The sequence below is a fragment of the Vibrio sp. 10N.222.49.A3 genome (assembly GCF_041475145.1).
GTDB lineage: Bacteria > Pseudomonadota > Gammaproteobacteria > Enterobacterales > Vibrionaceae > Vibrio > Vibrio tasmaniensis_A.
The window spans coordinates 70,886-88,508 of record NZ_JBFRVM010000015.1; the positions used below are offsets into that span (position 1 = coordinate 70,886).

A 17,623-nucleotide genomic window follows, 5' to 3' on the forward strand; every position below is an offset into this window, starting at 1 on the left:
TCTTTTTGATTGCCTGTTGTTAGGCAATCAACGTATGTCAGTGCTAGGAATAACGGCTATTCGCACAAACATTTTCCATTAAACTCCCTTCAAAGGCTAACTTGATATGTCTTTTGCTGCCGCTTTGATCTTAGCCCGCAACCACTTGTGGCTAGGTTCATTAGTGCGACTCGGGTGCCAAATCATACACATATCGAGGTCTTCCAATTCGAATGGTAGTGGTAGTGTTTTAACCGAGTACTTTTCAGAAAAACAACGCACCGATGACATAGGTAACACTCCGATGTAATCAGAGCCCTCAATAACTGGCAGCATCTCAACAACACCCGCAGCGCGATAGACTATTCTGCGCTTTTCAAGGTCACTGTAGTGTTCAGAACTCAATAAGCTTTTACGTGCATGCCAACGAGATACAACCACATGCTCAACTGATAGGAACTGCTCCATATCGATCGTATCACCAATCGTAGGATGGTCTTTGCGGCACACCACCACCAGTTCCTCTTTAGAGATCACCTCATGCTTGAGCATGGTTCTTCCTTTAGGTGTCATATCGATAATAACATCGTGTCTTTGAAGCCTTAAATCAGACTCGTAATCTTCCGTAAATAGAGGGTGAACTTCTAACGCGATACCAGGTGCAACTTGGCTGATTAACTGCATCACTCTTGGCATCATTTCGTAGCTCGCCGCCGAGACGCAGGCAATTGAATACACGCGCCCTGAAGTTTTGGGGTCGAAATCTCTTGATGCGGATAAGGTAGAAGTGAAATTTTTAAGCGCAGCGGCCATTGCCGGATAGATATCAATAGCGAATGTGGTTGGCTCTACGCCTGATGTGGTACGGTGAAACAGTGGCTCGTCATAGATATCTCGCAACCGTGCAAGCGCTTTGCTCACAGCAGGTTGGCTTATATCCATGCGATTAGCAGCCCTAGATAAGTTCTGCTCTTCATAGATAGCAACAAATATAGGAATTAAATTGAGTTCGGTGCTTTTCATACAGTTCCATATTAAAGAAGCAGGTCCCCTATAGTAGAGAGCCTGCCGATTTTGTTCGATGCGAATAACTAAAGTTTGCTACTTAGTTCTATCTTTTAAGTTTGGCAAGGCTTTAGGGATTTTCAAGCGGTCGAAAATTGAACGAGAATTGCTTGAGTTTGATGTGTCATTGGGTAAGTTACGTAACCCTCTCCACAAACGAGTAAATACGTTTTTGTCTTCTCGCCCTTGTTGGAGGGATTCACTGTCTTCTATCCAACGCTTTTGTTCGTTCGCTTTATCCAGCTCTAGCTGAGAGGTTTGGTTTCTTAATTGACGATAGATAAAGGTTCTCAATGCAGGCCAATTACCTTGCTTGAGTAAACGACGTAATACCAACCAACTTGGTGTTGGACGATTTGCGTAGTAACGCTTAACGGAAACAATCAACGCAATGCAGACTAATAACGCCAAACCAACAGTAATAAACACCGACATGTAGGCTTTGATGAAAGATTGGACTGTGTGTTTGGCTTCAAATACTTCTCCTTTTATCACCACGTTTTCAAGCCGTTGATTTTTGCTGTCCCACCACTGAAATGAAAACTCTGGCAACGTAAATTCACCACCCTGCTGAATAACATATACCGTCTCTTCAACTCGGCTTGAGCGATAATCACCACGTTCTTGTGTGTCATCTAAACGATTAGGTTGCGGGTAAGCTTGATATTGCTGTGTCGATTCATTGGTCAACACATTGGGAAGTAACACCGACAAACTGTCTTTCGCTTTGATCGTCACGGTTCGAGTAACCGCATCACCCACTTTTAAGTCTTCGTTCGAACGTTGCCATTGCTGCTCAACATCCACGTCTGTCGCTGAAAACCAAGGCGATTCATCGCTTAACAAACCAGACGGTAATGAGGCTTCAAACTTAATCGGCTGCGTATAAAGCGTGCCACCAACGTTTGACCCATCAGGAGCTGACACTTGAATACGAACAGGCACTGTAGGAATCACAAACTCGCCAGAAGTCATCGGATAAAGCGTCACTTCCCAACGTTGACGTGACCATGTTGTGCCACCCACTCGCTCTGTGTAGTTCGTCGCGAGTTGGTTGCGCTGCTTAGCAATAACATTCGGGATTTCGATGCTGCCAATTCGCGTACCACCCGTTAGCCAGCGAGGGGTCGCCACCTCAATATTCAGAATCACTTGCTCATTAACGCTGACTTTCGCTGGCGTTATCTTATCGCCTGACTTCGGTTTTTCTCCAACCCAAGCGATCAGTTCAACATCACCACTCTTCTGCAGATCATAGATATCCGTCTCAGAAGCAAGTGTAGGGAAAACAGTGCTAATCAATAGAACCATCGACACAAGCAAGGTCTTGGTTAGTTTAAAGGACTCTGAGCACCCTACCTTTGTTTGAACCATTTCAAGAGCTAAATCATATCGACTCATTGTATTTGCTCCTGTTTTGCCGTCTGTTCTTGTTTTCGCATCTGCTCGATCGAAGGGGCAGGATCTCTTAATTGAATTTGGAACTTGGACTTTAAGAAGAACTTAGGGTCCGCTTCGACTCGTTTTAACCACTTATCGGCAAGCTCTTGGCTACCCAAAATTTCATTGGCATTAAGCGTTTCCTTGAGCATCAATTCCGCTACCGTTTCTTCTTCAGCGCCATCACCCGTTCGCGGCTGATCGTCTTCGAGTTCTAAAGACTCTTCAGGGCCATCTGTGGTCCCGGACTGACTTTCACTGGTTCGGTTAACCTCTTCGACAATCCCACTAAGCACAGCAAGATTGTTTTCCACATCCGTTCTTAGTTCTGGTGACAGATCCTCTTTCTCGCTTAATAATTTCAAAAGGTCTCGCGCCGCAAGATATTCACGCTGTCTGGCTAACGCACTCGCCGCGTTGTATAAACCAAGGTCAGTTTTGGTTTGCAGGAATGCACTGTGAGCGAGCTTAAAATCACGAGCATAGTAATAAGCCGCGCCCTTTCGCATTGGGTCAGTAAAATGTTTGGCAGCTTGAAGATATTCTTTCTGATTCAACAGGCGTTGACCTTGCTGATCGGGCGTTAACCATAAGTCCCACCACCATTGAGCTGTTTTGTCCCAAGCCGTAACCGACTCCACCACAACGGGTTTCTCAGCAGTTAAGTTGACTGTTTTCGCAAAAGTGCTTGGTGAATAGATGCTGCCCGAAATCACTAGACCAACGACACACCACTGCACCAGCCATCCTTTTCTGAACCACAACAACATGATAATCGCCATTGGGATAAGCAAGCCATAGCCCATGTCTTTCCAAGGCATTGAAGATTCGCCGTTGAGCTGCATGTTTCTTTCAACCGCTCTGTTCAGTTGTTGGATATCCGAATCATCAACGGTCACCTCAACCACTCGTCCACCCGTCTTACTCGCTAAGTTACGCAGTGAATCTAGGTCGACTGGGTTATCGCTCACCACATTACTGTTTCCTGCGGCGAGAATGAGCAACTGATACGGATTGTCGTTAAAGAAACTCTCGTACGCCCTAATGGTGCTTGGGTTGACACCATCTGATACCAGCAGTACAGAAGAGCCTAACTCACCAGACAGTTGTTGATTAATCAATGGCAGTGCTTCTTCTGCTGACTTACCTGATACCGGCATGATATCGGGTGTGATAGCCGCTAGAAACGGTTCGAATACCTTGCTGTCTTGAGTAACGGGCATCGCGACGTGTGCGCTGCCTGCGTAAACAACTAAGCCCGTATTACCGCCTTTCCGAGCTGCTAATAAGTCTCTAATCTTCTGCTTAGATCGTTCCAAGCGACTCGGTGGTAAGTCTTTAGCGAGCATAGATTCACTGTTATCAAGCACAACCAACATCGACGCTTTGTCTTCACCAAAAGGCGAAGCCTCACGTTGCCATGTTGGGCCAGAACAGATAATGATGGCGATAGTTACAATCACCACCAATAGCTTCAATGGCAGCTGCCTACGCCAGCCTGTTTCACCAATGGTCAATGCATCACGTAAGTGTGCAGGTAGAATGTCTTTCCACGTTGGTTTGGTCTCTTCTCTCCAACGAACCCATAACAGGAAGAACATCGGAATAAAGGCCAACAACCACAAAGGTCGGATAAAATGAAACTGGGTAAAGAACTGTTGCAGAGTGAGAGAATCAGGCATCATTCTCTCCTTTCAAATTTTTCTTTGAAGAAACCAAAAGCGATCTTCTACGGATTGTCGCCAAGCTAAACGCAGTCAAATACATCACAACAACAATGGCCATCAAGTAATGATGTAACCCCTGTTTAGGACGATAAGTGGTACTTTCATATAACTGTGGTTCTAGTTCACCGATTTGAGCGTAGGCTTTGGTCAGTTCGTCGCGGTTAAGCGCCTCAAAGGCTTCGCCACCAGACTCTTGAGCCACTCGCTTGATGGTTTCCATATCCAGAGCCACTTCACCAACGGTTTGCGGATCGCCCATCGCAATAACGTGAATTCGAACGCCCTTAGCCTTAGCAACTTTTGCGGCATCGATAGGCTCAACAAAGCTTCCGGTGTCATTGCCATCAGTTAGCACAATCACAACTTTCTCTTTCACGTTCGCATCAATACTTGAATCTTGAACCGCAGCACTCTGCTTTTCGCTTTGTTCAAACACCTTAATCGCCAAGCCAATCGCATCACCTAAGTGCGTGCTTTGTCCTGCCATCGCCACATCGGTTTGATTAAGCAGTTCAAGCCACACATCTTGGTCAGCTGTAAACGGTGTTTGTACAAACGCTGCATCACCAAAAAGAATCAAACCGAGTCGGTCCCCTTTTCGGGTAGTCGCAAAATCAGCCAACACTTCTTTGGTCGCGTCCAAACGAGATATTTTATCGCCCCGCTTAGAGGTAAAGTCTTGTTCTGCCATTGAGCCAGATAAATCGACCACTACCATCACATCACGACCTAATTGTTCGCGAACTTGCGGCTCACCAAGAATGGTTGGTTTAGCGAGCGCACACACCACTAATGCCCAAGTAATAATGAGCGTGGTTCGTTGCCACCAGCTTGGTGTTAGCTGGCTTGCCCCTTCAGACGGCGCTTCACCAATAGCTTCAACCAATTCACTGAAAAATGGCACCTTGATGGCCATTTGCTTGGTTCGATAAGCTGGCACAGCGAAGTAGACCAACAAAGGCAGAGGTATCGCAATAAACCACAGCGGATGCGCAAATTCAAAGCTGGAAGATAAAACATCAAACATTGTCTTGCCCCTCTGGTTTTGCTTGTACATCCGGTTTCGCTTGTAGATCTGGTTTATGAAGTTTTAGCCACATCATCGCGGTTTGAATCACTTCTAAACGTTGTTCAAAGCTCAAACGAACATTAGGGTCAATTAGGTTCTGCATCCATAATTCCGAAACTTCATCGGCAAAGAACGCATTGCTGTTTTCACAGGTGTTAGCACTAACAGGCAGGTAAGCGTTCAAACGGTCCACATAAGCTTGACCAAACAACTTAGCATTGCTGCTGTCTAGGTAGCGAAGCACCACTTTCAGTACCTTGAAGGTTCGTTCGGTTGAGTTCTTGTCTCGTGCATCCAATACCATGAGCTCTTGAAGCGCTTCTTTACGATAACGGTTATTCCACCATCTCTGCGCCAAACGATAAGCCAGATAGATAGCGACCAATAACAGAATAACGCCGAGGGTCTTCCAACCAATGGTTTGCGGTATCCAGCTCACGCTCTCGGGAATGGCGACATCATGTAGGTCGCGAAGGATATAAGTACTTGGAGGCGTATGTTCAACGGCCATCTAGCGCCCTCCCACTAGCTTTTGCAGCTGTGATATGTGATTGCCCGAAGTGTCTAATTCGATATAAGGAAGGTTTTTCATCGCCATCAATTTAGCAAGGGACTGTTTCTGGAGCGCTGCTTTTTGGGCAAGGCTTTCACTTGCGAGGTTAACCTTGGATTGGCTATCCAGATTAAGTTGAAAGCGACCATCACCCACCACCCAATTTGCGCTTGCTAAATCTTGAGGCAATGATTGCTCTAATGGATCGGTTACCATAATGGCTAAGATATCATTGTGTTGTTGCAGTTGTTTGAGTCGGTCTAGATGTTGTTCTTGGCAGTCGCGCCAATCGCTAATAAAGATCAGGGTCGACTGCTTTAATCTCATTCGTTTTATCAGTTCAATCCATTGACTGAACCCGACTCCTTCGCTGTCACTCACACTCACGTCTAAGCTTTGATTTGCTTTAGTAAGGTGCTTTAACTGAGCCAGTAAATCAGACTGTGAACGCTGTGCTTTGGTGTGGAAGAGTTTTTGGTGTGAGACCAAAACGAAGCCGACACGGTCACCATCTTTTAGCACTCGCCACCCACACAGTGCCGCCACTTCGGCAGCCACAACGGATTTCATGGTGTTTTGAGAAGCAAAAAACATCGAACTGCGCTGATCGACACAGATCATCACATTACGGTCTTTCTCTTCGGTGTAACTGCGAACATGCGGCTTCCCCGTTCGCATGGTGACTTTCCAATCGAGATTACGGATATCATCACCCAATTGGTAGTGTCGTAACTCCTCAAAATTCAAACCACGACCACGGAACAAAGAGTTATGTCTGCCCGACAGCACACTGCCCGCCTTTAGATGAGGCAGTAGAGAAAACGACTCAGCTTGAGCCTGTATTCGCACTAACCTTGAATAATCACAGTACAAACGTGGATCAAGGCCTTGCGGTTTGGGAGCTTGTGTTGGCTTCGCCATGACGCCCCCTTGTTATCCGATCTCAACATTATCAAGCAGCTCTTCAACCACTCTTTGATGGTCAACACCATCGGCCAATGCGTCATAAGACAACGAGAATCGATGTCCTAGTACGGTGGGTAGCATTGCACGCACATCATCTAACGTGACGTGGTCACGCCCCTGTAGCCACGCATAAGCGCGGGCACATTTATCTAATGAGATTGATGCTCGTGGGCTTGAACCAATCTCTATCCATTTAGACAAATTTGATTCTGGGTAACGCTCTGGCTTACGAGTCGCCATCACCAAAGCCACAATGTAGTTTTCAACTAAATCAGAAACCGCAATATCTGGAAGTTGGCGGCGCGCTTCAAGTACCAATTCAGGTTCAATATGCTGTGGGGTGACTAATTCTGAACTCGTCTCGCTGCCCAGCTCTTCACTGCGCACCAATCGAATAATGTCGCGTTCCGCTTCGTCTTCTGGGTAGTCGACCGTCACTTTCATGATGAAACGGTCCATCTGCGCCTCAGGTAGCGGATATGTACCTTCTTGTTCAACCGGGTTTTGAGTCGCCAAGACCATGAACAAATCCGGAAGGATGTGAGTTTGGCCGCCTACTGTTATCGTCCCTTCCGCCATCGCTTCAAGTAAAGCCGCTTGTACCTTTGCGGGCGCACGGTTCACTTCATCGGCCAGAACGATGCTATTAAAAATAGGACCCGGTTGGAAATGCAGCTGAGGCTTGCCATCAAGCTCTTGATACACTTCTGTACCGGTTACATCTGATGGCAGCAGGTCAGGCGTAAACTGAATTCGACCAAAACTGGTGTTCAGTAGGTTCGCCAGCGATTTCACTGAACGAGTTTTCGCTGTACCGGGAAGTCCCTCTAAAAGCACATGCCCATTAGTCAATAACCCTATCACCAGAGCCCGAACGACGTGGCTCTGACCGATAACACTTTTCTCTGTTTGTTCAATCAGTTGGTTTATTGCTTGTTGTGCATGGTTCATAGGTCTTCCCTTAATTCAATCTGGCTGCGTACATCCTACTCACAAGCCCCATAACTATTAGTTATACACGTGATAATTGTTCATCAGCGCGATAAATTATAAACGTGATAATTGCTCATAAGCGCGATAATTGGTTACAAGCGGAATAAGCAGCAAGCACAATAGCCAAACTCACCTCATCGCTTTATTCAAACTTAGCTTTCAATTGGTTAATGGCCTCCGGCGGTGCCACTTTGCTCAGTGATGAAATACATTGCTCAAACGCCTTTGGTACGCCCGGTATATGGCTGTTTCGCGCCAACACTTCACACTGGGCATACAAGTGCTGTGGGTTGCGGCTAAATTGGTAAGCCTTGTGCAGTGATTGACTTGCCGCAAGCACATCCGATTTCTCCAAAGCCAATCCGTACACATACCAATATTGTGGGTCGGTTTGTGCAGTTTCAGCAGCTTGTTTAAGGTACTCCGTTGCTTGTTCGTAATCTTTTACACGAAGCAGAGATAACCCTGTGCTGTATGGCAAAACACTCGATTTAGGCTGAGCTTCAATACCTTGCTTCAAGGTCGACAACGCTTTTGCTTCGTTACCTTGCGCTCGATACAAATCCGCCAAGTTGGCGTAGCTGTTTTCGAAGTAAGGCTCAATCTCGATAGCACCTTGATAGAACTCAATCGCTTTATCGTGCTGACCTAAATCTCGGTAAACGTTGCCTAGGTTAGTACGTCCAAATCCTCTATCGGCATTAAATTGCTGTATCTCAATGTACTCTTCCAATGTAGGCTTGATTTGGTCTTTCTGCAGAGGATTCATTTCTCCCCAATAACGTACCAATGCACCTGCGGTTTCTGAACGAATCGATAATACAGGGTCTTTCAGTAGCGGCTCTAGAATCTGCCAACGGTCAGTGAATGGGAAACCAGACGAGCCTTGCACAACGCCTAAACGGATCATCTCATCATCATGTTTCACCGCTCTTGCTAGCGAGATAAGCGTATTCTTACCCGTATTGCCGCCCAAACGTTCTAAGCTCGATGCACGAATGATATTGCTTAAGCTGGAGTCCTGAGCCGAGTATGCCAACGCATCCTCTGCACCTCGGTGCCCTATTGAGTCAGCATAAAAGGCAACGGCAAAATGCTGCTGATTACGATACTTAGAATCTGGGAACCACTCACCGATTTGCTTATCTGCCCACTGGTCGGTTTGATCTTCATGACAGCTAGTACACACGTTCGGCGTTTTAATGTGTTGGCTAATATCAGGACGCGGGATATGCCAACTGTGGTCGCGTCTTGGGTCGACCTCCATGTAAGTCGTCTCAGGCATGTGACAAGTGGTACATTGTGAAGCTTCGGTATTCGCCTCGTGGAAGGTGTGCTTTTCAGGCGTGTACTCTGATGCAATGTGACATTGGCTACACACCGCTTCTTCGGCAATTTTTAGTTCAGCGGTATGGGGATCGTGGCAGTTAGTACATGTGACGCCTTTTTCAGCCATCACGGATTGAAGGAAAGATCCGTAAACGTAATCTTCATCGTAGATTTGACCATCGTTGTGGTAAAGCTCAGGGGTAATCAAGCTCAAGCGATACTTATCGAAGAAAGACCCGTTCACGTGGTCACCCGTTTCATTTAACTGAGTACGTCGGCTGTGGCATTGAGCACAGGTTTGAACTTGGTTGGTATGGATGATGTCTTTTGGTTGCAGGGTTGAGTTGCCCTCTTGGTAGATCCACTCTTTCACCGACTTCGACAAATCACGGTCGAAACCATAATGCGCCGAAATTTGAACGTCCTTTCCGCCGTTAGATTTGGCTAACTTGTTTTTTGCTGACTGATCTTTGGTCAATTGAGCTTTTGCTAGCTGGGCCTGCTCAACGTGCTCACTCGCAGGGCCATGACACGCCTCACAACCAACATTAATCTCGGACCAAGTGGTGTTGTAGGTGTTGCTTGCGCTGTCGTAGTTCTTTTCTAGGTTTGTTGAATGGCAATCGGCACACATGAAGTTCCAGTTCTGGCCACTGTTGGTCCAGTAAAACTCATCGGTGTTGGTGGTATCAGGGTAAAGGTGAAACCAGCGTTGGCCGCCTTCGTCCTCGGTGCGAGAATCCCAAGTGAAAGGAATCAACTGTACGCGTCCGTCTTCAAACTCAACCATGTACTGTTGTAGAGGCTCGAAGGCAAAGGTATAGCTGATTTTGTAATCGTTGAATTGACCGTCCGGCCCTTCGATGTTGACCCAAAACTCATCACCCTTGCGAAAAAAACGGTTGGGCTTTCCTTTATGAGTCACGGTTTGATCGTTGAAGTCGCCCAAAACGGACTCATCAGTCGCGTGTTTCATCGCCATATCATGATGAGAGCCTTGCCACGCTTCCACTTCTTCGCTGTGACAGTCAACGCATGCTTCAGAACCGACATACGTAGCCTTGGGAGAGCTGGCATCTAAAGTTCCTGAACCAATAAGCGTAGCTTCAGTGATCGTTGGAGCTTGTTCATTAGCATTCACACTGATACTGAGTGTCGACAACATAGGTAAAGACAACATTGCGGATAATACTGCAACTCGCTGGTGTTTCAATCCGTTCACTAGTGAGCACAACCATGCAGACATAACATTCCTTGTTTTTATACATCCTTATGCTTAATAAGGTAGACGTAAAAACAATGAAATTACAATTATTTAGTGGCAGTGGGCTCGATAGTTGTGATTCATATTCACGACTGATATCTACTCATCGATATGCTCATAAAAAAAGAGCTCCGAAGAGCTCTTTCGTGTTACCAGTTTCATCAAACATCAGTTTCAATAAACCAAAGCTTACTTATTATGGTTCTCTTGAAGTTTTTCCATAACCTGATCCAAGCTAAAGCTTGCTGCTTTTTGACGTGGTGGATATTCAGCAAAGGTTTCTAAGAACTTGCCAACATACGCTTGCGCAGGAACGAACATATAGGCATGGTCTAACAACCAGTCATAGTAAGTATTCGATGTGATATCTGCGTTTTCGTATGGGTCCATTCGGAGGTTAAACAGCTTAGGAAGACGTAACGTTACAAATGGTTCTGCCCAAATTTGCATGGTACCCGTCGCACGCTGCTCCATGAACACCGCTTTCCATTGGTTGTAACGAAGTGCCGCAAGGTCACCGTCATCGGTAAAGTAGAAGATCTCCGAACGACGACCTTTCTCTTCTTCACCGGTTAGGTAAGGAAGGAAGTTGTAGCCATCTAGATGAACTTTAAACGTTTTATCACCCGCAGTATGACCTTTCAGTAGTTTCTCTTTGATCTGATCATCACCAGCAGCTGCAACGAAGGTTGGCATCCAGTCCATGTGGTGCATGATTTCATTTGAAACACTGCCCGGTTCAATCTTTCCTGGCCAACGAACCATTGCTGGTACACGGTATGCGCCTTCCCAGTTGGTGTTTTTCTCACCACGGAACGGCGTTGTACCGGCATCAGGCCAAGAGTTCATGTGTGGACCGTTATCCGTTGAGTAGAAAACGATGGTGTTGTCTTTGATGCCCAACTCATCCACTTGCTTCAATAGTTGTCCAACGTGTCGATCGTGCTCAACCATACCATCAGCGTAATTACTGATGCCGGTTACACCTTTGCTATCTGGCTGCACGTGCGTTCTAAAGTGCATTCTTGTTGCGTTCCACCAAACGAAGAATGGTTTGTCCGCTTTCACTGCGCGATCCATGAAATCAAGTGCCGCGTCTAGTGTTTCTTCATCGACCGTTTCCATACGCTTACGCGTTAGTGGGCCTGTATCTTCAATCTTGCCATCTGCGAATGATTTGATCACACCACGAGGGCCAAATTTCTTACGGAACTCTGGGTCAGTTGGGTAATCTTCATTCTCCGGTTCTTCTTCAGCATTCAGGTGGTAAAGGTTGCCAAAAAATTCGTCAAACCCGTGTGCTGTTGGAAGGAATTCATCTTTATCGCCAAGGTGGTTTTTACCAAATTGACCTGTCATGTACCCCATAGGTTTAAGCATTTCTGCAATCGTTGCATCCTCCGCTTGCAAACCAATGTCTGCTCCTGGAAGGCCTACTTTACTTAAACCCGTTCTAAGAACACTTTGACCCGTGATGAACGTTGAGCGACCTGCGGTACAAGACTGCTCCGCATAATAATCGGTAAACATCATGCCTTCTTTGGCGATGCTATCAATATTTGGAGTGCGGTAACCCATTAAGCCAAATGTGTACGCACTCACATTGGATTGACCAATGTCGTCCCCCCAAATGACCAATATATTTGGCTTTTCTGCTGCAAAAGTGGCGCTAGACGCGGCCATCATTGCTGTACCCAAAATCGCTAATCGACGTTTAGCGCCATACTTCGCTGTCATAGAAACCTCTTCGTAAGTTATTTGCATCCTGCCCTACAACGTATAGTTCATTTTTTGCGCATACGCGAGATTACCTAAGCTATTAATCTTTTTGTCATTTTCATCAAGATATGGATACAGAAGTCATCGATATGGTTTACGGCAACAAACATGATAAGGATCACACATACAAACTAAGGGGTTGTTCTGGTAACACACTAGAACTGATATGAATCAATAAGTTAACTAGACATCATAACGATTGGTTATAAGCACTATAAAAGGACGGAACGGAATTTTGAGAATAACATTTGCTCATCGATGTGTTGTTCTAACGCATTAATCTTAAAAGTGAATTGGAGTCCTTATGGGTACTAAAATTAATAAACTAGCATTAGGTGTTGGCTTATTAGCAGCTTCTTCAGCGGCAACAGCAGCAGAAAAACCAAACATTCTTGCTATCTGGGGTGATGACATTGGTGTATTCAACATCAGTGCATACAACAACGGTATGATGGGTTACGAAACACCTAACATCGACCGTATTGCTAACGAAGGCGCACTATTTACTGACCACTACGGTCAACAATCGTGTACTGCTGGCCGTGCTGCATTCCTAACCGGTCAAGAACCTTTCCGTACAGGTCTACTGACTATCGGTATGCCGGGCTCTGACCATGGTATCCCTGATTGGGCTCCAACTATCGCAGACCTTCTTAAAGAACAGGGCTACATGACAGCTCAGTTCGGTAAAAACCACATGGGTGACCAAGATAAGCATCTTCCAACGAACCACGGTTTCGACCAGTTCTTTGGTAACCTTTATCACCTAAATGCGGAAGAAGAGCCAGAGACATACTACTACCCTAAAGATCCTGAGTTCCGTAAGAACTTTGGCCCTCGTGGTGTAATCAAGTCGACTTCTGACGGTAAGATTGAAGATACAGGCCCTATGACGCGTAAGCGTATGGAGCATGCGGATGAAGAGTTCCTAGAAGAATCTTTAGCATTCATGGAAAAAGCGGTGAAAGCTGACAAACCATTCTTCATCTGGCACAACACGACTCGCATGCACGTTTGGACTCGTCTACAAGAGAAATACCAAGGCGCGTCGGGTATCAGCATCTACGCAGATGGCATGTTAGAGCACGATGACCAAGTGGGTATCCTCCTAGACAAACTTGATGAGCTTAAGATCGCAGACAACACTATCGTAATCTACTCTACCGATAACGGTGCAGAGACAGTTTCTTGGCCTGATGGCGGTGCTACTTACTTCCACGGGGAGAAAGGTACAACTTACGAAGGCGGTATGCGTGTTCCTCAGTTAGTTCGCTGGCCTGGTACTATCAAGCCGGGAACTAAGATCAACGACATCATGGGTCACCAAGACTGGATCCCGACTCTACTAGCAGCCGCTGGTGATGATAAAGTGGTTGATAAACTGGCTTCTGACAAAGGTGCGACTTACAACGGCAAAAATTGGCGTGTACACCTAGATGGTTACAACTTCCTACCTTACTTCGAAGGTAAAGAAGAAAAAGGCCCTCGTGACAGCATGCTTTACTTCTCTGCAAACGCTGAGTTAAACGCGGTACGTTGGAATGACTTCAAGATTTCTTTCGCAGTAATGGACGGGAACATTGTTGATGCAGTTCGCTTCCAACCAAACTGGCCTCAAGTCGTTCACCTACGTGCTGACCCATTCGAAAAAGCACCACACGAATCGGGCATGTACCTACGCTGGATGGCAGACAATATGTGGCTATTCGTACCAGTAGGCGGCAAAGTACAGGAGTTCATGAACACACTACCTGACTACCCAATGCAGCAAAGCCAAGTGTTGAACCCTGGTAACTTCAACCAGAATGCGTACATGCTTCAAGGTAAACTTAAGCAACTAGAAGCCGCAGCAGCGCAAGCTAAATAATTAGCTAAAGCTTAACCAACCCTAGGAAAGCGAAACAAAGCCGTGATAGCTCAAGTGCTATCACGGCTTTTCAGTATATCAACAATGAAAACTGTCCCACATAAGCCTTTAACAAACGAGTGACGAACAAGGTTATCCGCATACATTTACTCGCATAGCCTTGTAACTCGCCTCGTTTATGACCGTTACGTTAAGATTACGCAAATTTTTTCAAATCCCACGGACATCACTTGAAATACAGAGATATGCGTGCGATTGTATTTTAACTCACCCTAACAACTGTATGATTATGAAGACAATCCAAAGCATTGCCCTACTCTCAGCTATCGTTGCTGCACCTTCAGTATTAGCTGACGTTGAAATCCAAGTTCCATCCAGTGTTGATATTCTAGCGGTTAACGAAGCTAAGCCTGACTTAGACGGCGGCTTATTCTCTTCTCATAAAACACTGACGTTACCAGATGGTCAAAACCAAATCGTATTCCAATATCAACTTGCATTTGATAAAGGTAACGATCGTGAATTCGTAGACAGCGACGCTGTTATCGCAACATTCGATGCGACTGATACCACACTGACTTTCGATCTGCCAAAATACCGCAACACAGCAGAAGCAAAATCTGGGTTTAAAAACTTAGAGTGGAGCCTTGTTGACGAGAACCAGAATGAAATCAGCGTTAAGCAAGACAAGCTAGTTAAAGACGGTATGCAAATTGGACGTAAATACCCTCAAGAAGCAAAAGAATACAACCAGAAAGACGGCATTGCTGCGCTAGCTATAGGTACAACAGCAGGCGCAACAGCGGCGGTTGTTCAACCTGTAACACTTCCAGCAAAAATTGATGGAAATGCGGCTAACACAGCTGAAGAAATGTTGTATTTTTGGTACGAAAAAGCCGATGCTGAAACGAAGCAGAAATTCAAAGATTACGTGAACAAGTAGATTCGATTACGAACAAGTCTATAAAATATCTCGTTCAAACCAAAGAAGCTGGCACACTGCCAGCTTCTTTGATTTCATCTAAATAGGACGTTATAGGTCTAACAATCAACGATAATCAGGTCTAATCCTCGACATCAACAACATATCAATGTATTTCCCGCCTTTGAATGTACTCAGCCTTTTAGTGCCTTCTAACTGAAAACCCACTCGTTCATACAAAGTAATGGCGGCGTTGTTATCGGCATGAACCTCTAGCTCCAGACGGACAAGATTAAGCCAATTATCAGCCTGATTAATCGCTTCTTTCATTAATGCCTTCCCAATCCCTTTACCATGTGCATCAGGGTGAATCGCAATCCCTAAGCCAGCACTGTGTCGGTCTCTCACCTTAGTCGTCATGAATAAGGTAATGTGCCCAACGACTTTACCTGACACTTCTGCGACTAAAGTGAAATGGTCTGAATGACCAAACAATCGCTCCACTTGATCAGAGCTAAGGAAAGGTTTTTGTGAGGTATTTTCTGATACTGATGAATGACGATAAATATCAAAAAGGTCTTGGTTGTCTGTGGTTTCAAGATGTCTAATTTGTATTTCCAAAGTGATTCCTTACTGTCTATTTCTATCCTTAAGCTAATTTTCATATTACGGATAGTAACGAGTAGCTACAACCGTAAGTGACAGAAATAATTGAATAATCGTCATAGCCCATAAAACAGTCGCCACAGCCCATAAATAACAAACTCAAATACTAAAAATGCACCATTGAAGGCCCTCACTCGCCTGTCCATAGAGTAAAGTTCGCTCTCGAAGCAAATAGCTCAAAGGTATAATAATACCAATCGTAGTAAATAACTGTTCACCCTAGCTTGTTAAAAATCTCGATAACGTCGTTAGGTTTTTTGATTGTAGAATAACTACTTATCGAAACTATTTATTGAAAAGAGCAGCCTTGTTCTCAAGCTTTTTTCCTGCGCTATTTTTGATCACTAATTTACTGTGATTGGTATAAATTGATCCATCGCTTTGAGCCTTTCGTAATACCTGACGAAAATAACGGACAAACTCAAAGGATTCCAACATGATTAATAAAATTAGCAAGTCTCTATCTCTTCTTGTCGCTGCACTTTTTTTTAGTGCATTCGCTAACGCCAATCATCATGAGATGAAAAAAGATATCGTCGATGTCGCAGTAGGAAATGGCTCTTTCAATACACTTGTAGCTGCTGTTAAAGCGGGTGGACTTGTAGATACTTTGAAAGGAGAAGGACCTTTTACCGTTTTCGCACCAACCGATGAAGCATTTGCCAAGTTGCCAGATGGTACTGTCGATATGCTTTTGAAACCGGAAAACAAAGACAAATTAGTCGCAGTGCTAACTTATCATGTAGTCGCAGGGAAAGTGATGGCGGCAGACGTTATGAAAATAGACAAAGCGACAACAATCCAAGGTCAAAACGTGATGATAAGCGTAAGCGATGGCACGGTTATGGTTAACAATGCAAAAGTGATTGCGGCTGATGTGGAAGCAAGCAATGGTGTAATCCACGTAATCGATACGGTCTTGCTCCCGAAATAATCAAATAGAAAGAAAGTCTCAGGCAAACCAAACTCTTTGAGGGTGTGACAATTCACACCCTTTTTAACCTACTGGGCTAAGCGTTGAGCATATCCAATTTTACCTACACTAGACATAACGTTAATGGCTACTTAGTGGTTTTCTCCATCACGTAATTAGTCAGCTTAACGCCACGTATTTCGACTTCCTGTTCATTCACTAACTTAAAGCCAAGGTGCTCATAGAAAGGCATAGCGGTAATACTCACCTCAGAGAAGTATCTCGATACACCACGAAATCGACCAATCTCGAATACATGCTCCATCAAAGCTCGCCCTACACCTTTACCTTGATATTCATGATGACAAAAGAAGTGGTCAATCAACCCATTTGGTTGCAGGTCAGTATAGCCAACAATGTGGCCATCCAACTCCGCAACAAAAGGTTGGATACGATGCAGACACTTTTCCCACACCTCGGAGTCAAAGTCACTTGGAGCCCAAGCCTCAACTTGTTCTTGAGAATAGTCTCGAACGTTAATATTTCGAACAGTATGGAAATAGATCTCCCATAATGCTTTGGCATCACTAACTTGGTAATTTCGAATTCTAACCACGACACAGTCCTTTCATGTATTGCTGATTGCCTATTCGCTACTTGATAGCAATACTAACGATAAAACACAGCTAGCCAAATAGTCACAACGTCTCTATCCGTACCTACAACCTTGTGCTTCTCTCTCGCGGCAATATTGATGTAATCCCCTTTAGACAAGGTAACGACACGTCCGTCTTCGAACTCAATAACACCTTGCCCCTCTAGCACCATAACCCATTCGTTTTCATTTTGGTCATACCAACCTTGTTCTGGAGAACGGTGCCCATGAGATATTATTCTTTCAATCCGCACATTCTCAGTAGTAATGATGTCGTTGAAGATTTCGTCGGGTATTGACGAAGGCACATCCGAGTAGATATTTGACATCGCTCTCTCCTAATCCTTGTTAGATGAATATGGTGCAGTGCTTTATCGTTTTATCGTTTTATCTAAAGCCTAGCTTCCTGAGCGCCTGAGCTATAAGCTATAAGCTA

The 17,623-nt window shown here is 45.1% G+C and carries 15 protein-coding genes; 3 read left to right on the forward strand and 12 right to left on the reverse strand.

Translation table 11 applies throughout. The annotated features are described in order from the left end of the window. Positions 1–96: 96 nt before the first annotated feature. The 9 genes from AB4589_RS01730 to AB4589_RS01770 all read right to left on the reverse strand — a co-directional run bounded on the left by AB4589_RS01730 (position 97) and on the right by AB4589_RS01770 (position 12,122). Positions 97–1,002, reverse strand: coding sequence for a LysR family transcriptional regulator (locus AB4589_RS01730; protein ID WP_009844964.1), 906 nt, complete (start codon positions 1,000–1,002; stop codon positions 97–99). 78 nt (positions 1,003–1,080) lie between these two features. Next, positions 1,081–2,445 carry a BatD family protein gene (locus tag AB4589_RS01735; RefSeq protein WP_372099148.1) on the reverse strand — a complete coding sequence of 455 codons (1,365 nt, stop codon included), beginning with the start codon at positions 2,443–2,445 and terminating at the stop codon, positions 1,081–1,083. Continuing rightward, positions 2,442–4,166, reverse strand: coding sequence for a VWA domain-containing protein (locus AB4589_RS01740; protein WP_372099149.1), 1,725 nt, complete (start codon positions 4,164–4,166; stop codon positions 2,442–2,444). The genes AB4589_RS01735 and AB4589_RS01740 overlap by 4 nt, the downstream gene beginning before the upstream one ends. Further along, positions 4,159–5,238 (reverse strand): VWA domain-containing protein, encoded by a 1,080-nt coding sequence (locus AB4589_RS01745; RefSeq protein WP_372099150.1) that lies wholly within the window; start codon positions 5,236–5,238, stop codon positions 4,159–4,161. The genes AB4589_RS01740 and AB4589_RS01745 overlap by 8 nt, the downstream gene beginning before the upstream one ends. Then, positions 5,231–5,791, reverse strand: a complete 561-nt coding sequence (locus AB4589_RS01750; protein ID WP_372099151.1) for a DUF4381 domain-containing protein — start codon at positions 5,789–5,791, stop codon at positions 5,231–5,233. The genes AB4589_RS01745 and AB4589_RS01750 overlap by 8 nt, the downstream gene beginning before the upstream one ends. Then, the gene (locus AB4589_RS01755; RefSeq protein WP_372099152.1) at positions 5,792–6,754 is read right to left on the reverse strand and encodes a DUF58 domain-containing protein; all 963 of its coding nucleotides are present in this window, start codon (positions 6,752–6,754) and stop codon (positions 5,792–5,794) included. It abuts the gene before it with no gap. 12 nt (positions 6,755–6,766) lie between these two features. After that, on the reverse strand, positions 6,767–7,750 hold the full coding sequence (locus AB4589_RS01760; protein WP_017094550.1) for a MoxR family ATPase: 984 nt from the start codon (positions 7,748–7,750) through the stop codon (positions 6,767–6,769). Positions 7,751–7,934: 184 nt separating this feature from the next. Continuing rightward, a complete protein-coding gene (locus AB4589_RS01765; protein WP_372099153.1) occupies positions 7,935–10,367 on the reverse strand; it encodes a tetratricopeptide repeat protein in 2,433 nt (810 codons plus the stop codon). A 207-nt stretch (positions 10,368–10,574) separates the two neighbouring features. Further along, positions 10,575–12,122, reverse strand: coding sequence for an arylsulfatase (locus AB4589_RS01770; RefSeq protein ID WP_029222847.1), 1,548 nt, complete (start codon positions 12,120–12,122; stop codon positions 10,575–10,577). A 346-nt stretch (positions 12,123–12,468) separates the two neighbouring features. On the opposite strand from AB4589_RS01770, the gene AB4589_RS01775 reads away from it, so the two are divergent. Beyond that, entirely contained in the window at positions 12,469–14,031 is a 1,563-nt protein-coding gene (locus AB4589_RS01775; protein WP_372099154.1) for an arylsulfatase, read from the forward strand. 289 nt (positions 14,032–14,320) lie between these two features. Next, the gene (locus tag AB4589_RS01780) at positions 14,321–14,974 is read left to right on the forward strand and encodes a DUF2057 family protein (protein ID WP_372099155.1); all 654 of its coding nucleotides are present in this window, start codon (positions 14,321–14,323) and stop codon (positions 14,972–14,974) included. A 105-nt stretch (positions 14,975–15,079) separates the two neighbouring features. Here AB4589_RS01780 and AB4589_RS01785 read toward each other — a convergent pair whose 3' ends face one another. Continuing rightward, the gene (locus AB4589_RS01785) at positions 15,080–15,574 is read right to left on the reverse strand and encodes a GNAT family N-acetyltransferase (protein ID WP_372099156.1); all 495 of its coding nucleotides are present in this window, start codon (positions 15,572–15,574) and stop codon (positions 15,080–15,082) included. A 481-nt stretch (positions 15,575–16,055) separates the two neighbouring features. On the opposite strand from AB4589_RS01785, the gene AB4589_RS01790 reads away from it, so the two are divergent. Continuing rightward, positions 16,056–16,553 (forward strand): fasciclin domain-containing protein, encoded by a 498-nt coding sequence (locus tag AB4589_RS01790; RefSeq protein ID WP_009844953.1) that lies wholly within the window; start codon positions 16,056–16,058, stop codon positions 16,551–16,553. A gap of 127 nt (positions 16,554–16,680) precedes the next feature. Here the strand turns inward: AB4589_RS01790 and AB4589_RS01795 are convergent, their stop codons facing one another. Further along, on the reverse strand, positions 16,681–17,148 hold the full coding sequence (locus AB4589_RS01795; RefSeq protein WP_371694496.1) for a GNAT family N-acetyltransferase: 468 nt from the start codon (positions 17,146–17,148) through the stop codon (positions 16,681–16,683). Positions 17,149–17,201: 53 nt separating this feature from the next. Beyond that, positions 17,202–17,516 (reverse strand): cupin domain-containing protein, encoded by a 315-nt coding sequence (locus AB4589_RS01800; RefSeq protein WP_371694497.1) that lies wholly within the window; start codon positions 17,514–17,516, stop codon positions 17,202–17,204. Between the last annotated feature and the right edge of the window lie 107 nt (positions 17,517–17,623).